General features: G+C 64.0%; 3 protein-coding genes. 2 read left to right on the top strand and 1 reads right to left on the bottom strand.

Annotated elements, in window-relative coordinates; translation table 11 throughout:
• Positions 1 to 143: 143 nt before the first annotated feature.
• Positions 144 to 515 carry a Tn3 family transposase post-transcriptional regulator TnpC gene (tnpC, locus tag ACOJB8_RS40925; protein WP_324149964.1) on the top strand — a complete coding sequence of 124 codons (372 nt, stop codon included), beginning with the start codon at positions 144 to 146 and terminating at the stop codon, positions 513 to 515.
• 66 nt (positions 516 to 581) lie between these two features.
• Here tnpC and ACOJB8_RS40920 read toward each other — a convergent pair whose 3' ends face one another.
• Complete coding sequence (locus ACOJB8_RS40920) at positions 582 to 1559, bottom strand: site-specific integrase (protein ID WP_475017932.1); 978 nt, start codon at positions 1557 to 1559, stop codon at positions 582 to 584.
• A gap of 110 nt (positions 1560 to 1669) precedes the next feature.
• Between ACOJB8_RS40920 and ACOJB8_RS40915 the strand changes: the two genes are divergently transcribed.
• Positions 1670 to 2807 (top strand): TOTE conflict system archaeo-eukaryotic primase domain-containing protein (locus ACOJB8_RS40915; RefSeq protein WP_475017930.1); only part of this gene is annotated, 1138 nt, incomplete at its 3' end.

Below are 2807 nucleotides of genomic sequence, written 5' to 3'. Positions count from 1 at the left end.
GAATTCGTGAGCCCGTATGCGACGCACAACATTCGCCGCTTCGGGCGCTACCGGCTGCATCTGGAACGTCCGCCCGAAAGCTGGATCAACATGCCCTGTTTGGCCGGGCGGCCCGGCCTCACGACGAAATGAGGTAACGCTGGATGAGTGCGAGAGCCGCGGTGACCACCACCCCGTACGGTGAAGTTGATGCCGCCGCACTGGAGGGACTGCAGTCGCGCTATGACACGACGCGGGTGCTCGATGCGGTAGATACGCTCGACGAACTGCGCACGGGCCTTGACGATCCGGAAGGCCTGCGGGACGATCTGCTGCGCCTGCACGGTATGGCCCATGCGCTCGTCAACGGTGCGAGCTTCGCGGCAACAACCCGGGACGCGTCGATTGTCGAACAGATCGAGGATGTGATCGACCAGATCGATCACTATGTCACCGGGCTTTTATCGATCCGTGATGCACTGCACCCGCTCGAAGCCCTCCGTCACGAAGATATGGCAGGCCCGGACCGCGATTGAGCTTGCAGCGAATCTCCCCCGGTACGTATCCGTCACGGGATATGGAGTAACGCCTCGATCCAGCGGTTATGGCGCAGGCAATGCGATGACGGGTAGCTCTTGCACGGTCGTACCTGGCGTTGCGAGTGCCGATTCGATGCGGTGTTGCGCGAACGGATCGGCGGCGTCAATGTAGCGCATCGCAGAGCGCACGTCTTTCCAGCCCACGTACTGCATCAGCATTTTCAGATCCCAGCCGTTCGAGTTGGCCCACGTTGCGAAGCCCCGCCGTAGCGAATGGCTGCTGTAGCTGTCCGGCGCGGCCAGGCCTGCCGCCTGGAAAAGCGCACGCAACAGCGGCACGAAGCTGCCCGCATGCAGTCCCTCGTCGCGGATGTTTCCCCAGCGGTCAATGCCCCGGAACACGGGCCCCTCCGTCAGGCCGGACGCCGCAATCCACGCCTCGTAAGCCGTCACCGGACACAGGCGTGAAAGCGCCGGGGCCTTGAAGGTCGTGCCCAGCTGCGCGCGGTCGCCTTTCGTGCGCGGCAGGTACAGTGTCATGCCGCGGCCCGCCTCAACGGCTACGTGCTCGATCCGCAGCCGACTGAGTTCGTCGGAGCGAAAGCCGCGCCAGAAGCCCAGCAGCACCAGGGCCCGGTTGCGAATGCACGCGAGGCGCTCGCGCTCGTCTGCTTCCCTGGCGATCTGCTCATCGAGCCAGGCTGTGAGCTTTTCGAGCTGCGCGAGCTGCATGGGCTTCGCCCGCTTCTCGGTTGCGGGATGCAGCGCAACGATGCCTCTGAGAACCTTGCGTACATGCGGTGCCTTCGTCGGATCCGGAAAACCCTGCGTCTGATGCCATTGCGCGAGCGCTGCAAGCCGCGAGCGCAGGGTATTGATAGACAGGGTTTCTGCGTGATCGGCAAGGTACCGCGCGATCAAGTCAGCGCTCGCGGGCAGAAAGCCGCCCCATTCAACCTCGAAATGCCGGAGTGCCGACTGGTAACTGCGCCGGGTGTTTTCGCGCGTCGCGGCTTCGACGTAGCGATCGATGGCAGACATGGCTCGTGGGTAAAATCAGGTGATCTGTATCGGAGACGATGATATGCAACAACGAACGTGTGCGCCAGCCGGCGTGCTCGATGGGAGCCAGGGTTTCGGCCGGTGAAGCGATGAACGAAGGCAAGCTGCTACAGGCAGACTGGGAAAATTTCACCCGCGAGGAGCTGCTCGCGGAGCTCACCCGCCTGCAGGCCGAAATCGCGCGGCTCACCGCCTTGCTGCCGGCGCAGGCAAAGCCCGTGCGGGTGGCCCGGAACGAACCATCGCCAGCAGTGCGAAACACGGGCGCCCCCGTACTTTCGCCCGAGCAGAAGGTACAGCTCTTCCGGCGGCTGTTTCGCGGCCGCACGGATGTCTATCCGCTACGCTGGGAAAGCCGCAATTCCGGAAAATCCGGCTACGCGCCGGCGTGCGCCAACGAATGGCGCGCCGGGATCTGCGAAAAGCCCCGCATCCGGTGTGCCGACTGCGGGCATCGTGTACTGCTGACGCTGGACGACCAGGTCGTCTATACGCACCTGGCCGGCGATCGCACAGTGGGCCTCTATCCACTAATGCCGGACGGCACCTGCTACCTGCTCGCTGTCGACTTCGACGAGGAAGGCTGGCGTGAAGATGCGCAGGCATTCCGGCAATCCTGCCTCGAGATGGACGTGCCCGTATCGCTCGAAATCTCGCGTTCAGGCAACGGCGCTCACGCGTGGATCTTCTTCTCGTCGGCCGTTGCTGCACGTGACGCGCGACGGATGGGCTCAGCCATCATCAGCCACACCTGTACCCGGACCCGTCAGCTCGAACTGACGTCCTATGACCGGCTCTTCCCGAACCAGGATGTGCTGCCCAAAGGCGGCTTCGGTAACCTCATTGCCCTGCCGCTGCAGAAGCACCCGCGCGAGCATGGCTGGAGCGTGTTTGTCGATGACGGCTTTCAGCCGTACGCTGATCAGTGGTCGTATCTCGCGTCCGTGCAAACCATGGACAGCCGCGACATCGAGGGGGTGATCTTTCGCGCCACGGGCGGTGCGCACCCGCTCGACGTCGCGTTCATCGCCGAGGAGGACCGGGCCGAACCGTGGAAGCCAGCACCCGCGCAGCCGAAGCGGCTGGCCGGAACGATGCCGGCGTCGCTCACACTGACGCTCGCGAACCAGCTTTATCTTGAAAAGGCGCAGCTTCCGCAGGCACTGCTCAACCGGCTCATCCGGCTGGCCGCCTTCCAGAATCCGGAGTTCTACCGGGCCCAGGCGC

Source organism: Paraburkholderia sp. BR10141, assembly GCF_056155635.1.
The sequence above is the reverse complement of the archived record's forward strand: the minus strand, read 5'-3'. Positions and strand labels throughout refer to the sequence as shown.